General features: G+C 40.1%; 16 protein-coding genes. 7 read left to right on the top strand and 9 right to left on the bottom strand.

Translation table 11 applies throughout. The features are described from left to right. Nucleotides 1-136 precede the first annotated feature (136 nt). The 5 genes from AACZ73_RS10425 to AACZ73_RS10405 are packed head-to-tail and all read right to left on the bottom strand — an operon-like array spanning nucleotide 137 to nucleotide 8,153. On the bottom strand, nucleotides 137-466 hold the full coding sequence (locus AACZ73_RS10425; RefSeq protein WP_339877917.1) for a PIN domain-containing protein: 330 nt from the start codon (nucleotides 464-466) through the stop codon (nucleotides 137-139). A gap of 38 nt (nucleotides 467-504) precedes the next feature. After that, nucleotides 505-1,338, bottom strand: coding sequence for a hypothetical protein (locus AACZ73_RS10420; RefSeq protein ID WP_339877614.1), 834 nt, complete (start codon nucleotides 1,336-1,338; stop codon nucleotides 505-507). Nucleotides 1,339-1,341: 3 nt separating this feature from the next. Further along, entirely contained in the window at nucleotides 1,342-2,292 is a 951-nt protein-coding gene (locus AACZ73_RS10415; RefSeq protein WP_339877612.1) for a Smr/MutS family protein, read from the bottom strand. Beyond that, nucleotides 2,289-3,587, bottom strand: coding sequence for a deoxyribodipyrimidine photo-lyase (locus tag AACZ73_RS10410; RefSeq protein ID WP_339877610.1), 1,299 nt, complete (start codon nucleotides 3,585-3,587; stop codon nucleotides 2,289-2,291). The genes AACZ73_RS10415 and AACZ73_RS10410 overlap by 4 nt, the downstream gene beginning before the upstream one ends. 39 nt (nucleotides 3,588-3,626) lie before the next feature. Next, the gene (locus AACZ73_RS10405) at nucleotides 3,627-8,153 is read right to left on the bottom strand and encodes a translocation/assembly module TamB domain-containing protein (protein ID WP_339877608.1); all 4,527 of its coding nucleotides are present in this window, start codon (nucleotides 8,151-8,153) and stop codon (nucleotides 3,627-3,629) included. Between the two features lie 77 nt (nucleotides 8,154-8,230). Here AACZ73_RS10405 and tsaD point away from each other — a divergent pair, with 77 nt between their 5' ends. The 7 genes from tsaD to AACZ73_RS10370 all read left to right on the top strand — a co-directional run bounded on the left by tsaD (nucleotide 8,231) and on the right by AACZ73_RS10370 (nucleotide 12,844). Then, complete coding sequence (gene tsaD / locus AACZ73_RS10400; RefSeq protein WP_339877606.1) at nucleotides 8,231-9,244, top strand: tRNA (adenosine(37)-N6)-threonylcarbamoyltransferase complex transferase subunit TsaD; 1,014 nt, start codon at nucleotides 8,231-8,233, stop codon at nucleotides 9,242-9,244. A 2-nt stretch (nucleotides 9,245-9,246) separates the two neighbouring features. Continuing rightward, nucleotides 9,247-9,714 carry an SsrA-binding protein SmpB gene (gene smpB, locus AACZ73_RS10395; protein ID WP_339877604.1) on the top strand — a complete coding sequence of 156 codons (468 nt, stop codon included), beginning with the start codon at nucleotides 9,247-9,249 and terminating at the stop codon, nucleotides 9,712-9,714. Continuing rightward, nucleotides 9,677-10,474, top strand: coding sequence for a hypothetical protein (locus AACZ73_RS10390; protein ID WP_339877602.1), 798 nt, complete (start codon nucleotides 9,677-9,679; stop codon nucleotides 10,472-10,474). Before smpB ends, AACZ73_RS10390 begins: the two co-directional genes overlap by 38 nt. Before the next feature lie 3 nt (nucleotides 10,475-10,477). Next, nucleotides 10,478-10,987: an HNH endonuclease gene (locus AACZ73_RS10385; RefSeq protein WP_339877601.1), complete on the top strand. Its 510-nt coding sequence runs from the start codon at nucleotides 10,478-10,480 to the stop codon at nucleotides 10,985-10,987. Between the two features lie 89 nt (nucleotides 10,988-11,076). After that, entirely contained in the window at nucleotides 11,077-11,511 is a 435-nt protein-coding gene (locus AACZ73_RS10380) for a hypothetical protein (RefSeq protein WP_339877599.1), read from the top strand. Nucleotides 11,512-11,856: 345 nt separating this feature from the next. Continuing rightward, entirely contained in the window at nucleotides 11,857-12,021 is a 165-nt protein-coding gene (locus AACZ73_RS10375) for a DUF1328 family protein (RefSeq protein WP_339877598.1), read from the top strand. Between the two features lie 91 nt (nucleotides 12,022-12,112). Then, nucleotides 12,113-12,844 (top strand): DUF502 domain-containing protein, encoded by a 732-nt coding sequence (locus AACZ73_RS10370; RefSeq protein WP_339877597.1) that lies wholly within the window; start codon nucleotides 12,113-12,115, stop codon nucleotides 12,842-12,844. Here AACZ73_RS10370 and AACZ73_RS10365 read toward each other — a convergent pair. The 4 genes from AACZ73_RS10365 to AACZ73_RS10350 all read right to left on the bottom strand — a co-directional run bounded on the left by AACZ73_RS10365 (nucleotide 12,836) and on the right by AACZ73_RS10350 (nucleotide 18,607). Next, nucleotides 12,836-13,165 carry a multidrug efflux SMR transporter gene (locus AACZ73_RS10365; RefSeq protein WP_339877595.1) on the bottom strand — a complete coding sequence of 110 codons (330 nt, stop codon included), beginning with the start codon at nucleotides 13,163-13,165 and terminating at the stop codon, nucleotides 12,836-12,838. The genes AACZ73_RS10370 and AACZ73_RS10365 overlap by 9 nt on opposite strands. A 222-nt stretch (nucleotides 13,166-13,387) precedes the next feature. Continuing rightward, nucleotides 13,388-15,250 carry an Nramp family divalent metal transporter gene (locus AACZ73_RS10360; RefSeq protein WP_339877593.1) on the bottom strand — a complete coding sequence of 621 codons (1,863 nt, stop codon included), beginning with the start codon at nucleotides 15,248-15,250 and terminating at the stop codon, nucleotides 13,388-13,390. 107 nt (nucleotides 15,251-15,357) lie between these two features. Beyond that, nucleotides 15,358-15,960, bottom strand: coding sequence for a ribonuclease HII (locus AACZ73_RS10355; protein ID WP_339877591.1), 603 nt, complete (start codon nucleotides 15,958-15,960; stop codon nucleotides 15,358-15,360). Next, nucleotides 15,932-18,607 (bottom strand): glucosidase, encoded by a 2,676-nt coding sequence (locus AACZ73_RS10350; protein WP_339877590.1) that lies wholly within the window; start codon nucleotides 18,605-18,607, stop codon nucleotides 15,932-15,934. The genes AACZ73_RS10355 and AACZ73_RS10350 overlap by 29 nt, the downstream gene beginning before the upstream one ends. Between the last annotated feature and the right edge of the window lie 45 nt (nucleotides 18,608-18,652).

Raw genomic sequence — 18,652 nt, 5'->3', positions numbered from 1 at the left:
AAGCTAATATATCATGGTTTTGTGGAAAATCTCAAACAATTCACTGTGTATTAAGTGGCCTGAAATATAGCTTAGCAATACAATCAATTTGAAATATCTCACCTTCAAATTTTACTTTATAACAAAGTAAATCGAACTACATCTTGAGATACATTTCAGGAGACAATATTGCCAGTTCGCTTTTCTTAAAGTCCTTTAGATTCCTAGTTAGAATAACTGATATTTCACCTTGGTTTAGTGCTGCACAATTTTGCAGAGCATCTTCAAAATCCTTGAATCCAGAATTTAAAGCAGCGTCTACGACCTTCTTGTCCATGGAAGTGATCTCAATCATAGTTAAAAGCTGTTTCAGCTTAATTATGATTAGCTCGTGTTTTGCGATTTTGCTCAATAGATAATATACATTGGAAATGATGACAGGCGTAGTGAACCCAACGAGTTGTTTTGATTCGCAGCGATGAAAAATCTCTGTAGCGTATAACTTTTCATCTAAAATACATCAGATCACCCCAAAATCTTATCAAACAACTGATGTGCTTGCTTTTCCGCTTGGGAGGCTAGAGAGGTTTTTTGCTCTTTGAGCTCCTTGAGCCAGTCCAGGTATTTTTTACCAGCCTCAGGTTTGTCGCGAAGAAAATGGGTGAGGGATTGCAGGGAAAGTTGGTTGGAATACCAAGGTTTTAGATTGTCCTTCAACGCTGCGATTTCCTCATGGATGGAATCTATAAAAATTGGATTGAAACCTAGGTAAATCAGTAAGTTTTCCAACATGATGATGGTCCGCAAGCCTTCAAAGGTGTCTTTCAAAGCCTTACTGTCCATTGAACCTTTTTTGTCCAATTGAAAAAATTCAAGTTCTTCCTGAATAATTTGATTTACGGCTGTATTGATAGTTAAGGGTTTGATTCCCTTACTGGCGGTTTGCGCTTTTTGATGAAAATCATCCCAGCTCTTTAGTGTGCTCCCCACCATAAGATCAAAAGCCTCGGTGTAGAGTTGCTTTTTATATTTATCGAGATGGATTCTGTATCCGTTATACTTTATTCCCAATTTCAGCTCCCGATCATTCAGACTTTTCTCCGCTAATTTGAAATGATGAATCTTGCGAAGAATTTTCTTCATTTCTTTGAAATCCTTGAAAATATCAAAATTCAAACCTTCCACTTGGAAATGAACTTTTGCCATCAAATCTGCATAAAGCTCGAGAAAGTCCATTTTCCCAAGAAGCTCAATAGCTTTTTTTGACTTGATCTGCTTTCCTAACACCAAGAAAAGAGCCTTGGCTTCCTGGTGTTGGGATTCGAAAAGCTGAAAGACAGGGGATACCTTTGCCTGCATAGATTAGGAGATTCTGACCAGTGTGGCACCGTAGCCCCACTGGTCTTTTTGAGTATCCTGAAAGTACTTAATATTTTGATGTTGACTGAGGCGCTTGTGAATTTCTTTACGAAGAACACCATTTCCTATACCATGGATGAACGTGATTTCGTCCATTCCCGAAGCGATCGCCTGATCGAGATTTCTGTCAAAAGTCTCCAACTGCACCCGCAGCATTTCTGAATTGCTCATCCCTTTGGGATCGGTGGCTAACTTTTCAATATGCAAATCAACTGATCTCGATGGTTTTACAGCTTTGGGAGATTCTGATTTCGGCATTATTTCGCCAAGCTCCTGATTAAGCGCACGTATGTCAAGTTCTTTGGTAGTTTGCTCAAGACCAAAAATATAGGCGGTTTTGTCAAGTCGGGGGGCCTTACTCAGATGTTTGAAGAATTGAGTCGGTTTCATCTTTAGCTGCCGCTCAAAAGCTGGAATTGCTTTCTCCAGTGTATTATGAATCGGGATAAAGCGAAGCAAAAATGCCGGCCACTCATCCATTTCCTTCAGTAGTCTATCATCAAATTTCTTCGCTTCACCCGGATTCAAAGTGGAGGCAAGCAAGGTGCGTTGGTTGGTGCCAAAGACTTCTGATGCATGGGCTAAATACGACTGACGGCTGTCATTGATCAAGTAAAGGCTGAGACTTTGGTCGTTAATGGGAAGAAAAGCCAGATAAAGTCCCTGATCTTTTGGAGCAGAAATTGGTAGGGGAGTGTCAATCTCCTTCTCTTCTACAGGCTTCTCACCAAAATGCTGTTTTTCAGATTCGTGGATAAGAACCAGTTCTGATTTGAGAGCGGGAATGATGAACCCATCCTCGATTTCTATCTGCATTCTACCACTGGACGAAATTTTGCGGATGATTCCTTCTTCGTTTCCATGTAGTAATCTTACTCGGTCTCCGATATTCATTGATTCAGGGCTGATTTGTAAGTGTCGATTGCACGTTGCCTTGCAAATTTATGATCTACTATCGGTTTTGGGTACTTATCTGAGTTTATTTCAGGAATCCATTTTTTGATGTACTTCCAGTTCTTGTCAAATTTCTCCTGCTGGGAGGTGGGATTGAACACGCGGAAATACGGCTGGGCATCCGTGCCAGTGCCAGCAGCCCATTGCCATCCACCATTATTCGATGCTAGCTCATAGTCCAGCAGTTTCTCCGCAAAATAAGCTTCTCCCCAGCGCCAGTCTATCAGCAAGTGTTTAGTGAGAAAGGAAGCGACCACCATTCGAATTCTGTTGTGCATGTAGCCAATAGTATTAAGCTCTCTCATTCCTGCGTCCACTATTGGATATCCTGTTCGACCTTCACACCAAGCTTTAAATTCCTCCTCATCATTTCTCCATGGGATCCTGTCATAAGCTGGTTTAAATGATTTGTCGACGATCTGAGGATTGTAGGCTAAAATCATCATATAGAATTCCCTCCAGATCAATTCATTCAGATAGGTGGCATTGAGTTCAGATGCTTTGAGAGCCAACTTCCGAATAGAAATAGTGCCAAAACGCAAGTGAATTCCCAATCTTGAAGTTCCGTCTTTGGCAGGGAAATCACGGGTTTTATCGTAGTGAGAGATGATTTCCTCATCTGCTGTTTTAGAAGGAATGGTGATGTCACTTTTCTCAAAACCTATTTCCTTCAAAGTCGGAAGCTTAAAAGCGGAAGTTTTAAGCAGGTTTTTCCAATGCATAGGTTTAAACTCTTCAAGCTTTTCCGGTTTAAACTTACTTAGCCAGACTTTGCTGAAAGGCGTAAAGACTTTATAGAATTCTCCAGAACCATTTAGGATTTCTCCAGGCTCAAAAATGAGTTGATCTTTAAATTTGTGAAGTGGAATTTCATGCTTTTGAAGTAGTCTGGCGATTTTTTCATCGCGGCTTTTGGCGTAGGGCTCGTAGTCCCGATTGGTGAACACTGCCTCAATCTGATATTCACTCATTAGCTCTTTGTAAATGGCTTCTGGATCACCGTATTTGACTAATAGGGAGGAGTCTTTACTTTCTAACTGCTTATGGATCTTAGTGATTTCATCGTAGATAAATTCCACTCTCGCATCAGCTTTGTTCCCTAGTTTGTCAAGTATATTTTTGTCAAAAATGAAAAGAGGTAAAACATTTTCACTTTCATTGAGGGCTTGGAATAATCCGTGGTTATCTTCTAATCTAAGGTCTCTACGAAACCAAAAAATACTGACTTTCTTCATTTGTTTTTATAGATCTAATATAAAAAACATCCCAATTGTTTAAAAACTTCCCTCTTGTAATAGTTTAATTTTTCGTTCTTGGTCCAAGGAGTCCAACCTCTCCTCAATATTATCGAGTTTTATCGGTTTCCAATCTTTGTTTTCAAACTGGTATCGCAAAAAATCATCTTGGTCGTTGATGATCATTTTTTCATTTTTCTTTCTGGTGATTTTTTTGAACAGCTCAGAAAAAGAATTGAAAGCTACACTTTGGGAAACTGCTACACCGTAAGTGGCTACATTTTTAGAAAGTGAAAGAGAGGTAAATGTATTGAAGTTATTCCTGTTGAAGATTCGGATTTTGTAAACGCCATCTTCAGTAAGCCTGTATTCGGCTTGCCAATCTCCGATGATAGATGATGCACTTGCATTTCCCTGATTATTTGTAAATCCTCCGTCTCTGGATACGCGTAGTCGTCCGTCGAGAAAAGTATAAGCTACGCTGAGCTGGAAAGTTTCCAGTGCATTTTGGTCCAAGCTAGCCACATCAAGATCTACTTCCAGATTTTTATCCACTTGACCAAGAAAGCTATTAAGCTGTGAGGAGAGTAATTGCCCCAAGCTGGAGGAAATATTCGAAACCCCTGAGAATTGTCCTTCTGGAGAAAAAGAACGTGTCATTATCACTGAGAAAACCTGTCGGTTCATCTCCTGCTCGTCATTGGCTATCTTGTTTTGAAAGGAGGAAATAGTGGTCTGGGCATCACCGCTGGATGGGAATTCTGCGAAGTCAAAGCCAAAACTAATATCCGGAGAAAGTAACTGCCCGTCAAGATTCAGTAAAACCTTGACAGGATATCTTCGGGCAGTATTAGAACTTTGGGTTTGTGTGGAGGCCGTATTCAACAATAGTGGCTGTAAAGAGACACTTTCAATGTATTCTGCTGATATGTCCATTACGCCCGTATATGGATCGCCATACCAGCTTATTCTGCCACCGGGCTTTATGTTAAATTGTTTTTTGACCACATTGTAGAGAGAGAAATTATATTTTCCCTCTGTGATTTCGTAAGTGCCGTTTAAGGTAAAATTACCCTGAGTGTCTACATTTAAGGTCAGGACTCCGCGGCCACGACCGGAGATTCCTTCCTCTGTACGGGGATCTATGATGATCTCTGCATACGCATCCGGAGTGACGTCCAATACAAAATTCATCCTTACATTCTCTATTTCCAGTCTGTTTATCTCCTCCGCTATTTGCTTGATTCGCACAGTATCCTGGATATTGATCATGTGAATAAAATCCTCCTGAGATTGGGAGCTGGAACTACTCAGAGGGATGTAGATCTCAGTATTGGGTTGACTGGTCGCACGGGCGTTGATATCCAAATTCGAGGTAGTACCTATTGCTTCGGCAGTACCGGTTACGAAAGCTTTACCGTAAAATGTCTCATTATCATCTTCGGTTGTATTCATTACCTGAAGATTATTTAATGCAGCCTTGATATTCAGCTGTATATTATCAAATCCCTGATGAGTAATGCCTCCGGTAAGGGTAGCCCGATTACCAAAAAGATCAACCAGCGAAACTTGCTGCAAGGTGATCTGGGTGGGTTTGAATAGAATATTTCCATTTAGCAGATAGGTGGTTTTGAGGTAGTTTACCGTAAGTTTTCCATCATTCAGTCTGCCAGTTCCATCTATTTGAGGATTTGACATGGTGCCTCCCAGATCCATTTTTCCCGAAACGGTACCTCCCATATCGGATAGGTAGTTGGATAAAAATGGTTCCAAAATAATTAAGCTGGCTTCATTCAGCGAAGCTTCCATATCTAATTCCTGATTGGACATCAGCATGTACCCACCAAGGTTTATTGTTTCCTTGCCTTGGCTAATATTTACTAAAGAAAGATTTAAGCTATCCAAGTTCAGGTTAGCTTTAGCAGTCATGTCTCCAATGGGAAATTGATTTATGGCAAAATCATTTAATTTGAATTCTCCCTGCATCATTGCTTTGTCCAGCAAGTGATCAAAAGTGATTAAGCCATTAGCGGTGCCATCGAAATCTTGGGGAAAGAGCGTATTGAGTAAATCAATGTTCACATTGTTTACTGCCAAATCCAAGCTATCCTCCGCCTGGTTACTTGCCTTGCCTTGTAGAGAGATAGATTGATTTTCATTGAAGAGTTTCAGGTTATCGACCTGAATTAAGCCAGGAGTGATTGTTATTAAGTTCAGTGAGTCGAATTTCCATTCCCTGTCCAGCACTTTGACAGAAGATGGCTCGAAGGCAAGCTGTGTGTTTTGGTTAGAAAAGCGGGCAGTAGCGTTGATCTTTGCTGCACTTTGGGTTGAATCTTGATCCAGCGTAAAATCAATATCCATTTCATCCTTGTCCCAAATCGCCTCAAAACCAAAATTTGTGAATTGGATAGATTCGCCTATTTCCTGAGTTTTCGAATAAACATAGAACGAAGACAAAATATCAGGGCTATTGATGAGTTTTGAGGTGTTAAAGTCAATATTGATATTCTGTGCTGAGTTATTTTTAAACTTCAGCGTGTCAATACTGGTGAAAAAGTTAAAGACGGTATTCTCCTGAGTCTGATAGAAAGCTCCTTCCAAAACCATATTTTTAGAAAGACTTAGATCGGGCTCTATAAGCTGGACAATCGGATTGATATTGATCAATCTTAGATTAAGATCCAGGCTATATATTTCAGAAAAATTCCTCTGTAGATCAGCTATGGGTTGATCTTCGTTTAGGATAATGGCTATGTATTGTTTTATAAGGATGTCCAGATCCCGCCCCATCTGCTCAAGATCAAATTGTCCTGAAGCCGCTGCCACCAAGTAGTCGGAATTGACTGACATGGTCCGTGTGCCTCCCGCAAATAAGGACTGGAAATTAAAATCCCCCACGTCCAGAAATCTATCTTCATAGCCGACCCTGATATTCCGAAATCTGGCAATTCCTTGGATATCGTCAAGTTCAATTCCTTTGACGTCAATATCCAGATTTCCACTGATGAAAGTAGCCTTCTCAGTAAGGTTCATCCTGTCAAGAAAGGCAGTGTCGATTTGAAGACTCATCTGCACAGAATCAGTTGATTCACGTAGGTTTAGCTCTCCATTTGCATTGATTTTAAAGTTTGGATCCTTTACTGTAAGGTTTCCTTTGAATAAATCCCGGCCGTATGTAGCATCCGTTTTAATGTTGGTGTACACATAATTTTTAAAACCAAATTTTGAGACATCGGCATCTACATCGATCAGCAGATTATTTATGGAATTGCCGGTCGTATTTACGTGCCCCTTGAGGCTTATTTTTTGGAGAAGTTTTCTGTCTTCAGCTATTATCCCTAAATCAAGGTTTTGTGTCGTGATATTCGATACCGTCTTTGGAAGTCCATCCACCATATCAAAATTGACTCTGCCCGTAATATTTCCTATGGAAGTTTTGAAGTCTCCATTGGTATCAAACCGTCGTAAGTATCCAGCAAAATCGGCTGTGAGCCTGATTGTGTTAAATTTTTCTATTTCATGGGAAATATTTGTTGGCAAGTAAGGCGCTAGATCCTTGGAGAAAATTGTAGAATTTTTAAGAGAGAGATTGATGTAGGTCTCCTCGAGATTTGGCAAGCCATCCAGTCTGAAAGCTCCAAAAATGGCCGTCTTTTCCCCAATCCTAACCAAAAGCTCTTCTGACCTAATATCAGATACAGGTCCTGCTACTTTCCCTGATAAATATATTTGATCATCAATATCCGGTAAGGAAGATGCGAAAAGCTTTAAATCCCCCAAGTCAAGTTTAGTCTCATCAAAGTTGGTAATGATCACCACTTCTTCATCAAAATTGGAGAACGCTGCGGGAGTGGCGTATTCAAATCGGAGAAAGTTCTTGATATGACTTTTCTCTGACTTAAGACTTAACTTGTCAAACTCCATGAATTCTCTACCGTATTTCATGTTGGTTTTGAGCTCCATGATCTCAAATCCGGAAGTGAGTTCTATGCCAGTCAGCATTTTAATGTCAGCCCCGATCTCAGGTCCTTCCAAGTAAAAGTCCGAGGCATTTAAGGTAATACCAGAAAATCGAAGCCTATTGTAATCCAGGCCTTTGGTGATTGCATCTGTTATTTCATTTACAATGAAGATTTCAGAATTTCTTAGCTCTACTGTATTTATTTTTAACTGAGTTGGCTTGGAGCTGGATCCGCCAGTACTGAACATATTTGAAAGTTCTTCCACCCAAATGTTGATGTTCATGGCAGAGTCTCCGTCATGAGTTAGTAGGTGCAGTTTTGCATTCTCCATCCTCACAGCATTAATCGTAGTGATACCAGGTGGAATGAGAGAGAGCAATTCAAAATCCGCGTTAACCTTTTTGGCGCCGATCATCAGACTATCCCGATGATCCCGGATAATCACATCATCTAGCTCGAGCGCATCCCACCAGGTAAGTCTGATCTTACCTATCTCCGTGTGAAAATTTGAATTATTATTAAGAATACCTGTTACAGATGTGATTACCTTATTTTGAACCCAGGTGATCTGCAAACTCACCGCCAATAGGATAAAAAGCATTATCAATGAAAAGACAGTCCATAGTACCACCCGAAACGCTTTGTGCAAAAAATCCTTAACTTTCGCGTTCTTTTCCAATGGGTACCAACGATATCTTTATTCTAGCAATTGAATCCTCGTGCGACGAGACTTCCGCATCCGTAATAGCTGACGGCAAAGTACTTAATAATATTGTCGCTACGCAATCTGTTCACGAAAAATATGGGGGAGTTGTTCCTGAGCTTGCGTCCCGCGCTCATCAGGAAAACCTCATTCCTGTAGTTCAGGAGGCGATTTTATCATCGGGGATTTCAAAAAATCAATTATCGGCAATAGCTTTCACCAGAGGTCCGGGCCTGATGGGATCACTTTTGGTAGGCGTGAGTTTTGCCAAGGCATTTGCCTTTGCACTCAATATTCCTTTGATCGAGGTGAATCACATGAATGCCCATATTTTGGCTCACTTTATCGATGATCCCACTCCTGATTTTCCATTTATCTGTCTCACTGTGAGTGGGGGACACACTCAGTTGGTTTTGGTAAAAGACCATCTCAATATGGAAGTGATCGGCGAAACTCAGGATGATGCGGTGGGAGAGGCTTTTGACAAAACAGCCAAGCTATTAGGATTGCCTTATCCTGGTGGTCCGCTCATTGACAAGTATGCTAAGGAAGGAAATCCTAAAGCTTTTCAATTTCCAATAACCAGAATGCCAGATTTGAATTATTCATTTAGCGGAATTAAAACTGCTGTCTTGTATTTCCTTCGGGATCAGCTTAAAGAAAATCCAAAATTTATTGAGGAGAATTTAGCTGACCTTTGCGCCAGCATACAATACTCTCTGGTGGAAATGTTATTGATCAAATTAAAAGCTGCAGTAAAGCAGTATGGCGTGAAAGATGTAGCAATTGCCGGTGGTGTATCAGCAAACTCGGGTTTGAGGGATACTTTGACCCAGTTGGCCACACAAAAAGGATGGAACTTGTACATTCCAAAATTTGAATACTGTACAGACAACGCAGCCATGATTGCCATGGCAGCACATTATAAATATTTGAAAGGAGAATTCTCATCAATGGATGTCACTCCTCTCGCAAAAATGAAAATCTAAGCATGGCTAAGGATAATAGATTTGACAAAGTCATCAACATAAAAAATAGAAAGGCTAGTTTCCAGTTTGAGTTCATAGATACTCATGTGGCGGGCATGGTGCTGAAAGGAACCGAGATCAAGTCTATTCGTGAGTCTAAAGTTTCCCTGACTGAGGCTTTCTGTATTTTTCTGGATGGAGAACTTTATGTGCGGCAGATGCACATCGCCCCGTATTCCATGGCGGCCAGTTATAATCACGTAGCGATTCGGGATAGGAAGTTATTGCTGAGTAAAAAGGAACTGGAAAAACTTGAAACTAAGTCTCAGGAAAAAGGCCTGACTATCATTCCTGTTCGTATATTTATCAACGACCGTGGGATGGCGAAAATGGAAATTGCACTTGGTCGGGGAAAGAAAACACACGATAAACGACAGGATCTGAAAGAAAAAGATGCAAAAAGAGAAATCCAGCGTATGGCCTTTGATTGATGCTTATGGAATCTGCAGGCAAACGATTTTACCGCTATACCGCAGACCTACTTTTGACTCCGCCATGGTTACCCAGTTACTTTTTGGGGAATGTTACCAGACGATAGCGATGACATCGGATCAGCAATGGTTCAAAATACTTCATGAAGACACAGGGATTCAGGGATGGATCACCACTCAAGCACTCAAAGAAATTCCGGAAGCTGATTATTACAATTACCTCAACACAGATTTTCAAGTAGTCACGAGTCCTATCGCAGCGATAGAATATCAAGGCACGAATTTATATTTACTTCCAGGTAGCAGGCTCCATTTCTCAGAATTGGAGCTTTTTAATTGGCAGGACCACATTGGATTTACTGGATCTGTTCGTAGTCATGCGGTCAAAGCCGATAGGGAGCAATTGATCGAAATTGCAATTAAATATGTAAATGCACCTTATCAAGCGGGTGGGAGAAGTATCTTCGGATTGGACGAGCACCAGGGATTTGAATTGATTTTTAACATTGCCGGTTATTCATTGACATCAGGAAAAATTCCAGGTAGAAAAATCGATCCTGAACTCGTTTTGCCAGGCGATTTATTTATTTTCAGGGAGTTAGAAAGAAAGCAAGTCAAATACGCCTTGTATCTTGGAGCTGAGGAAGTATTTTGGATGGATAATAGAATAAAAGTTTCTGACTTGAGTGAATGGGAAGATTTCTTACGAAGTAATAAGGATAAACAGGTGGAGTTGGAAACTCGGTCGATATTAAGTTAAACTATGGAAAAGAGGGTATTGGTATTGAATTTAGATCATTCTCCCGTGGCAGTAGTTTCTCCACAAAAAGCCATCGTCTTACTTCTTTTGGAGAAAGCGAACTGCCTCTCAGTTTACGATTTGTTACACATTCGTACCGTTAGTAGAAGCTTTGAATATCCTGCAGTAATTTGCCTGAATCACTTTAAAAATATTCCCTATCGTGGAGTTTTACTTAATCGGGCAAATATTTTTCGTCGTGATAAAGGCGAGTGTCAATATTGCGGAAGCAAAAGACAGCTTACCATAGATCATGTGATACCAAGATCCAAAGGAGGAAAGTCCAGTTGGACAAATCTCACCACAGCTTGCCATAGGTGTAATGTCTTAAAAGGCGATAAAAGTCCGGAACAAGTTGGACTGACTATGCAAACTCAGCCATTTAAACCTTCACTTGCCTATTTCCTTTCTGAATATGCTGAAAAACAAGCGGAGGAGTGGTTACCTTATTTGGCAAGTAAGCTAATGCAATGAGATGAATTAGAATTAAAACACCTGAAATAGCTTTAGTTTTTTAAGAAATCCTTAATTCTTTCTGGCAAAATAATTGCGTAACTAAGGCAATGTATCTTTCGATTATCCCTACTATTTTACTTGCCTTAGTGCTGCAATCCAGCCAGATAAACTTTCAACAGCTAATAGGCACCTGGCAGCTGGTACACTTCGATGCTATGGATGAAATAAGAAAATCTCCACAATATCAGAACTCTAATCCGGCTATGCGTGGTGGAATCGAATACAAAATCAAAAACAGATTAGAAAATACGGTTTATAAATTTGTGCCCGGGGATTCACTGTTATATACAGACTATGCGAATCAAGAGGTAGTGCAGAAGCAAGCCCTTATAGAAATAACTGAGGATAGTGTAATGACGATCAAATCAGGATCCGAGATCAGACAAGCCAAGATTGTAGAATTAGACAGCAATCACATGGTGCTTGAACCTATAAGTAAGAATCCTGGCTCTGGAAAACTCGTATTTGAAAAAATTGAATAGAAAAGTAGTAATCAATCACCAGATTAATATAAGCTTTCAGATATTCTGAGAGCTTATTTTTTTGAAGTGGTGAATAGTGGGTTTAGTGATATTTGAAGAAAGTAATGCTTTTTTAAAATAATGCGAATCCTCATTTTTCTACTGCAAATTGGCCCTCTTTCACTATTGAAAACAATCATTAAGATAATCCCGGTTTTTTATATAAACCTTGCTGATTACGGGGTTTAAATTCCCCATCAAATTTATCTAAAAATTAATAATAGAGGATTAAGCGCAATTAAGGGGAAAATAGGGTGTTGGTATGATTTTGAAGTTCTATTAATCGAACCATTAACCAATATATATATGTTACGCTGGATTTTAATTTTCTTAGTAATCGCTTTGATTGCTGCCGTTTTAGGATTTGGAGGAATAGCTGCTGGGGCAGCTTCTATCGCCCAAGTTATCTTCTACATTTTCTTGGTTTTGCTTGTCATCTCCTTGATCATGCACCTGGTGAGAAAAGCTTAAGTTGAATTAAGTTTTTCTAAAAAACCATATTCCATATAGTCGCACGAACCGATAAGGTCTCGTGCGATTTTGGAAAAAACTAATTTTCTCCATGAACTCAGAAACATCAGCTCCAACGGTAATAAAAAAAAATTCTAAAAGAGGATTTATATTAGATAGCTTATTGCAGGGATTTTTGATTCTGCTTCCACTTTCTATAATACTCATTCTTCTATCTTTTATTTTCAATTTTATTTTTAAAATAGTAACTCCTCTGAGTTCTATACTTGATCCTGGAACTGAGGAGCCTCATTGGATAATAAATATTCTTTCGTTGGGAATTCTTGCAGTCTTTGTCTTCATGATCGGGGTGGTCGTAAGAAACAGATATGGTAGAGTTCATTTCAAAAAATTTGAGCATAAATACCTAACAAAAATTCCCCTTTACAGCCTTATACATCAAACTGTTTATCAGTTTGTGGGCTTAAAAAAATTACCTTTTTCTGAAGTGGTGCTTTTGGATCCTTTTCGATCAGGAACTATGATGACAGGATTTATCACAGACCAAGTAGATGAAACCCTCTATACTGTTTTTGTTCCTACAGCGCCAAATCCCACCAATGGAAATATTTATCACGTACCTAAAGAGCTTATTACCTTTTTAAGTGCTAGCACTCAAGATGCTATGCGCACAGTAATGGGAATGGGAACAGGTACAGCGGATATGCTTGCTGGTTTAAACCTGACCGAAATACTGACAAAAGGCAGTTTGCAGGAAATCAAAAAGAATGATGTCAGTAACACTTTTGATACAGTGGATTCGTCTCCAGTTCAGTCAGTGTGAAGAGACGAATTTCAACCCAATAATGGATCCGATGAGGGTGATGAGAAAGAAAATTCTCCAAAACTCAGCTGATTCTTTAAATACCAATATTCCTACCAGTACAGTTCCAACAGCACCGATGCCAGTCCAGACTGCATAGGCTGTACCTATAGGCAGGGTTTGAGTTGCTTTGATGAGAAGCAGCATGCTGAATGTCAGGCACACAATAAATCCTGCATACCATCCATAAGCTTCTATACCAGTTGCATGTTTTGCTTTGCCAAGACAGGAGGCAAAACCTACTTCGAATAAACCTCCCAAGATTAATAGTATCCAGTTCATGAATAAATTGTTTGTGACACATTAAATGTTTATCAAAGATATCAAGCTCTATCAATGGATGCTGAATAAGCGTAGTAACGAATTTTTTATTTATTTAGAAAAAGGTTGATAGCAGTTGACAAAAATGAATAGCTCTTAATAGTATTATTTTTAAAAAAGAAGACTGTCTTTTCCATTCTAATAAATTTCGCTTTTGAAATTCAAGAATTAAGGAAATATCGGTTATTTCACGATCAATATTGGTGTTTTCACTTGATGTCTAAGCTTGTCTACCGTGGTACCAAAAAGCAAGTCTTTAAATCCTTTATGTCCGTGGGCGCCCATTATCAAGAGATCTAAACCCTTCGTATTTGTGATTTTTGCTATCTCGCCTGCCGCATTTCCGAAGCCAATTTCATTTTCCGCTTTGTAGCCAAGCGCCACTAGTTTTTCCTGATATAGCTTGAGACTATCCACATCTTCTTGAGTTTCATGATCCAAGGTGTTTTTCCCTAAATATCTGGCAGCCGCACTTTCCACAATATGTATTAATGTGTATTGGGCATCTTTCCCACCTAGTTTTAATGCATTTTGAATAATGGCTTGATCATTTTCCGCAAAGTCAATAGCGATACCAATCCGCTCATAAACTATTGGGTTTCCTTCCTCAAATTCCAATGCCCTTCCATGTGGTATCAAATTCTTTTTCTTTTCGGAAGCCGACAGCATAGGGTGGATAAAAATGTAAATCAGCAAGGCAAAGCAGGCTATAATAATCGGCAGAATTACTGTGTAAATGTAAATTGCATTTTCACCTGCTTCTGCCAACCAACCTTGAATCTCATTGATCACCAATTGCACATTAAGAAAAACAATAATTGCCGCGCTAGTCCAAGCTAAAATTTTCACCCATAGCTTGATTGTAAATGCTTTCATCAGCTTTTTGTCCGAATTAAAATGGATCAGTGGAATGACCGCGAAGCCCAGCTGAAGACTCAAAACGACCTGACTTAATACAAGAAGTTTTCCCAGAGCAACTTCTCCAAAGTAAAGAATGGTAATCATCGCAGGAATAATCGCGATCAATCGAGTAATCAACCTCCGCACCCATGGCTGAATCCGGATATTGAGATGTCCTTCCATCACGATTTGCCCTGCCAAAGTTCCTGTGATAGTAGAGCTTTGCCCCGCAGCGATCAGTGCAATTGCAAAAAATGTGGGAGCGATGCTTCCGAAAAGATTTTCCAGCAATTTGGAAGCGTCTTGAATTTCCGCTACATCTAAATAGCCATTCACGTGAAAGGCAGCTGCAGCCAAAATCAGAATCGCGGCATTTACAAAGAATGCGAGGTTCAGAGCAATTGCTGAATCTATAAAATTAAAACGGATTGCACTTTTTATTCCTTTATGAGAAGAATTGATTTTCCGTGTCTGAACAAGTGAGGAGTGCAGATATAAATTATGAGGCATGACCGTGGCCCCGATAATCCCAATTGCAATATATAACGCGTTTCCGCTAAGAGCAGAAGGTGCTAATCCATGGATCACATCTCCATATACCGGACCTACTATAAACATTTCAGCAACGAATGAAAAGCCTATAATGGATACCAAAGAAACAATGAAGAGCTCCATTGTACGCATGCCTTTGTTCAGAAGAAAAAGCAAAAGCAACGTATCCAAAGCTGTGATCGCGACTCCCCAGATTAGAGGTAAATCAAATAGCAAATTAAGTCCTATTGCCATCCCTACAATCTCTGCCAGATCGCAAGCAGCTATGGCTATTTCTGCCAAAATGTAAAGTGGAATATTAGCCCACTTAGGATAGGCATGCTTTGAAGCCTGAGCCAGATCCAGCTTAGCAACTACACCTAACCTTGCACTTAGAGATTGAAGTAGTAGCGCAATAAGATTTGACATCAATAGCACCCATAGCAATTGATATCCAAATTCAGATCCACCGGCAAGATCAGTTGCCCAGTTCCCAGGATCCATATAGCCTACACTTACCAAATAGGCTGGGCCAAGGAATGCAAAAATCTTCCTCCAACCTTTCTTGTTGGTCTGCACCGAACCATGTACTTCACTGAGGGATTCTGAGCTCACAAGTGGCGATTTAGTTTGCTTGTCAAATAATAAAGAAATCTAAGAAAAAATATGAGTCGCTTTAAATAAAAAGTTAGAGTACCCTAACAATAGGCAAATTTTCTTATTCAGAATTCTAACTGAATCACTTCTTTCATCAGTCGAAAACTCTTTCTATGCCAGATGCATGGCCCATGAGTTTCTATTCCAGATCGATGAGTTTTAGTGGGATAGCCAGCATTTCGCTCCCATCCATAGTGAGGAAATTCTTCTGCCATTCTCTCCATAAACTGATCTCTATATACTTTAGCCAAAATAGATGCTGCAGCAATACTTGCATATAATCCATCTCCCTTGATCACACAGGTGTGCGGAATAGTTAATGTGGATCTCCAGCGATTTCCATCAATCAGGAGGTGTTCTGGGCTGATCCTCAAACCTTGTACAGCTCTGGACATAGCCAGAAAAGAAGCATTCAGGATATTTATCCGGTCAATTTCTTCAACACTTGCTTCGGCAACTTGCCAGGCCAGCGCTTTTCCTTTTATTTCTTCGATCAAGTCTTCACGCTGCCTTTTACCAAGTTTTTTAGAGTCATTGATCCATTGATTCGAGTAATCAACAGGTAAAATCACAGCCGCGGCCATCACTGGTCCTGCCAGACATCCTCGCCCTACTTCATCACATCCTGCTTCTATTCGATTAGCTTCTAAAAAGGGTTTTAGAATCATGATGCTGTTCTTCTCTGATTTTGTAAAATTTGTGAATCATCTCAGCCACCAAACCTGTCCATCCTGTCTGGTGAGAAGCGCCTAGTCCTGCTCCGCTATCCCCGTGAAAATATTCGTAGAAAAGAATATAATCCTTGAAGTGAGGGTCTTCCTGAAACTTTGTTTTTTTGGAACCATACACAGGTCTATATCCATTTTTGTCCTTCATGAAAATTTTCATACAGCGCATAGATAGCTCCTTAGCTATGATGTCCATGGTCATGAATTTGCCAGATCCTGTGGGATATTCGATAGAGAAGTCTCCCCCGTAGTAGAAGTCAAATTTCTTCAGAGATTCTATCAGCAGAAAGTTGATTGGGAACCAAATCGGACCGCGCCAATTAGAATTACCCCCAAACATTACTGTGTCGGACTCTCCCGGAGTGTAACGGACAGAGAGCGTTTCTCCGCCAATTTTCATAGAATATGGCTTCTTTTCATGGTATTTGGAAAGAGATCGGATTCCGTAATCACTTAGAAATTCATCAGAATCCAACATTTTTTGTAGCACACTCTTCATTCTATGCCCACGGAGAAGGGAGAATAATCTTCGTTTATCATAGCCAGGCTGAATCCAGCTTGAAACCAAAGCCGCCAGTTTTGGCTTTTCACGGAGGAAAAAAGCCAATCTCTTTTTGAACTCAGGAAGTTTGTCAAAAAGATCTTCACGAATAGGTTCTACTGCGAATAATGGAATCAAACCAACAATGGAGCGCACCTTCATTTTCCTAGGATCTTTGCCAGGAATGTGAAAAACATCATAAAAGAAATTATCCTCATCATCCCAAAGAGAAATATGCTCTTCAGAGATATTGCTCATGGCTCCGGCGATATAAAGAAAGTGTTCTAGAAATTTGGTCGCAGTGAACTGGTAGACGGTATTGAATTCGCAGAGATCCAGAGAAATCCTGAGAAGATTTAACGAAAACATAGCCATCCACGAGGTAGCATCTGCTTGCTCCAGTTTCCCTTGGTATCTCTGAGCATGACTTCTATCAAATACCGAAATATTATCAAGACCTAGGAATCCGCCTTCGAAGATGTTTTTGCCATCACTATCCTTTTGATTGACCCACCAGGTGAAATTAAGCATTAATTTATGCAAGCATCGCTCAAGGAATTCGTGGTCTCCTACGCCGTTATTTGCCTTCTTATCTATCTGATAGACACGCTGAACTGCATAGGCGTGTACTGGAGGATTCACATCCGAAAAATTCCACTCGTATGCCGGAATCTGCCCATTTGGGTGCATGTACCATTCATTCAGCATGATGATCAGTTGATTCTTTGCGAATTCAGGATCTATTCTGGCTATTGGAATGGTGTGAAAAGCAAGATCCCAAGCTGCATACCAAGGATACTCCCACTTATCCGGCATGGAAATAATATCATAATTTTGTAAGTGCCGCCAGTCACTATTTCTGCCTTTTTTTCTGGTTACAGGAGGTTTATACCTACCCGGATCACCTTCTAGCCAGCGCTCTACATCATAATAGTAAAACTGCTTGGACCACATCATTCCGGCGTAGGCTTGGCGCTGGATATTCATCAAGTCAGGATCTGTTACCCGCTCTTGGAGAGCAGAGTAGAATTCATCTGCTTCATTTTTTCTCTGCTCCATGCAAGTGTCACAGATCTCCAGGGGATTTTCGTCAATTTGATGCTGTAGTCGAAGTTTTACTTGTCTGCTTTCTCCTGCAGGAATTGTGATTTCATAAATAGCTGCTGCTTTTGTGCCCTTATTTGCAGGATTTATATGTTTGGAGTCTCCATTTACAACAAAGTCATTGATTGCATCTTTTAGGTATTTTTTCTCATTCCCAATGTCATAGATCCGCTCTCTGTTTGTCTCATTATCACAAAATTTCAGATCTGGATTTCCATCAAAGGTGATCGAGTAGTTCCCGGATTTAGGATTAAAAGCCTTAATGGTATTATCTCCTGTTTTGGAAAGCTTGGGCATAAATGGTTCGTGGCCTGTAAACCAGGTTTTTCGAAACCAAAGTGTAGGCATCACCCATATTTTTGCTTCTTTGGGACCGCGGTTATGAATAGTTGCCACCGCGATGATATCTTCTACATCTTGCTTGGCGTATTCTATAAATATGTCAAAGTACTCGTCCTTATCAAAAACTCCCGTATCGATGAGTTCATATTCTCCATCTGCTTTGCCTCTTTTCGAGTTTTCTTCGAGCAGCTGCTGATAGGGGAATTCGGCTTGAGGATACTTATAAAGCATCTTCATATAACTATGGGTAGGAGTGGAGTCCAAGTAATAATAAATTTCCTTTACATCCTCACCATGATTTCCTTGGTTGCCTGTCAGGCCGTATAGACGCTCTTTGAGAAAAGGATCTTTACCATTCCAAAAGGCCCAGGCCAGGCAAAATTTCTGTTTATGGTCTGAAATCCCACCGATACCTTCTTCACCCCAGCGATAGGCTTTGCTTCGGGCATCATCATGAGTAACGTTTTCCCAAGCCGAACCATCAGGACTGTAATCTTCACGTACCGTTCCCCATTGTCTTTCGGTGAGGTATGGACCCCATTTCTTCCAGTGTTTGGTGAAATTTCTATCTTCTTGTAATCGTATATTTTCAGCTGACATGTAAATCTCTGTATGGGCAATTCTCGAAATTATCAATTTCTACTA

It is taken from the genome of uncultured Algoriphagus sp., assembly GCF_963974835.1.
Classification (GTDB): domain Bacteria; phylum Bacteroidota; class Bacteroidia; order Cytophagales; family Cyclobacteriaceae; genus Algoriphagus.
Note: the sequence above shows the minus strand (reverse complement) of the source record. Positions and strands in the feature narration are given on the sequence as shown.